We start from the raw sequence: 1,387 nt of genomic DNA on the forward strand, positions 1-1,387 counted from the left end.
GTCACGGCAGCTGTAAGTCTTGATCGTTGACGTGTCTGTGCAGGTCAGGGGTGGCGCGGGCATGGGAACGGCCACCGCGATCATGGTCGTTTGTGAAGACAACGCAAGACGTGGTGGCCGTGGAGGCCACGATAGCCCAGCAGGAGTGGACGGCCGCCTTCGGGGACGTGATGGCGCAGGTCGCGGACTGCTTCCCGCGACGGGACTCGCGGCTGCTGGCCCGGGAGACGGTGCAGGCGATGCTGATGGAGCTGGAGCGGCGCAACTGCTGGTCGCTGGCCGAGGCATTGGGGCATGGCGGGCCGCACCGGCTGCAGCACTTCCTCTCCCGGGGCGTGTGGGACCACGACCTGGCCCGGGACCGGCTCGCGGCCTGGGCTGCCGGTGAACTCACCGAAGAGGAAGCGGTGTTGGTGGTGGACGAGACCGGGGACGCGAAGTCGTCCACGGACTGCGTCGGCGCCGCCCACCAGTACTCCGGCGCTCTGGGCGGGGTGGGTCTGTGTCAGGTCGCCGTCCACCTGGCCTACGCCTCCACCCGCGGCCATGCGCTGATCGACCGGGAGCTGTACCTGCCGGCCGGCTGGGCCGCGGACGAGGAGCGCCGCCTGCTGCGGCACGTGCCCGATGCGGTGGAGTTCGCCACCAAGCCCCAGCTTGCCGCCGCCATGCTCGCCCGCGCCCGGTCCCTGGGCATCGCGGCGCGCTGGTTCACCGGGGACGAGGTATACGGCGGGCACGAGCTGCGCCACACCGCCCGCGCCCTGGGCTTCGGCTACGCCCTGGCCGTGAAGGCCGACCACAACGCCACCACCCGGGCCGGCCGCCTGAGTGCCGCCGAACTCGCCCGCCGCGTCCCGAAGAGGGCGTGGATGCGGATGCGCACCGGCCACGGCCTCAAGGGCGACCGGCACTACGACTGGGCCCTGATCGACGTGATCGCCGACGACTCCCCCGCCGACGAGGCGACCGCCGTCGGGCACGCCCACCTGGTCGTCCGCCGCCACCGCTACACCCGTGAACTCTCCTTCTACCGCTGCCACTCCACCACCCCCGTCAGCCTCGCCGACCTCGTCCACATCATCTGCACCAGATGGAAGATCGAGGAGGATTTCCAAGGCGCGAAGGGGACCACCGGCCTCGACCAGGGCCAGGTGACCTGCTGGAACTCGTGGATGCGCTGGAGCCTGATCAGCCTGATGGCCGCCGCGGTCCTGACCGTCACCCGCGCCCGCACCCACACCCCCGCCCGCACCGGCATCGACCTCGTCCCGGCCAGCCCACGCGAACTCCTGGCTGTTCTCCGCGCCACCGTCATCCCGATGCCCCGCCGCGACCTCGACCACGTCCTGCACTGGTCCGCCTGGCGCCGCCGGCACCAACACCG

The 1,387-nt window shown here is 71.5% G+C and carries 1 protein-coding gene; it reads left to right on the forward strand.

Annotation, left to right across the window (positions count from 1 at the left end):
* Window positions 1–92 precede the first annotated feature (92 nt).
* A partial coding sequence (locus tag ACWD3C_RS48635; RefSeq protein ID WP_451155263.1) for an IS701 family transposase occupies window positions 93–1,387 on the forward strand: 1,295 nt, incomplete at its 3' end.

It is taken from the genome of Streptomyces sp. NPDC002845, assembly GCF_053591955.1.